Raw genomic sequence first — 528 nt, 5'->3', positions numbered from 1 at the left:
ATTCAAGTCTTTGCTTAAAGCAAATGCGACATTATTACCTGTCTTGGTTGCTGTAAGGTTAGTATCCGCTGGAGTTGCTACACCAATATCAACCGTGTCACCCGCTTTAATCGCACCACTGTTCTTACCGTTGGTTTGTAAGTTAAAGCCACCTTTTAAAGTCGTGATGTCAGATGTATTCGTTGTGATTTGATTACCTTGATTCGTAACAGTTGTCGTCAAATTACTTACATTCTGATTAGTCGTAAATAATTGGCCACCATTCACCGCATCTGTTGATGTCGCTGCACTGATATCACCTGCAGCTACATTGGTAATCTTTTTACCACCTGCATTGATCCCAGTCGTTTTATCAACCACCACAGTACCAACAGTCACTTTATCCGCAGTTATACCAGCAGTGTTAATCACTGTGTTACCTGTAGTAACGCTGGTTAAATTCAAGTCTTTGCTTAAAGCAAATGCGACATTATTACCTGTCTTGGTTGCTGTAAGGTTAGTATCCGCTGGAGTTGCTACACCAATATC

At 40.9% G+C, this 528-nt stretch carries 1 pseudogene; it reads right to left on the bottom strand.

Going from position 1 to position 528, the window contains the following annotated elements:
* Positions 1–528: pseudogene (locus M2R48_RS21585) on the bottom strand (hypothetical protein); the annotation flags it as partial.

This window comes from Acinetobacter sp. I-MWF, assembly GCF_025433935.1.
Classification (GTDB): Bacteria; Pseudomonadota; Gammaproteobacteria; order Pseudomonadales; family Moraxellaceae; genus Acinetobacter; species Acinetobacter guillouiae.
Note: the sequence above shows the minus strand (reverse complement) of the source record. Positions and strands in the feature narration are given on the sequence as shown.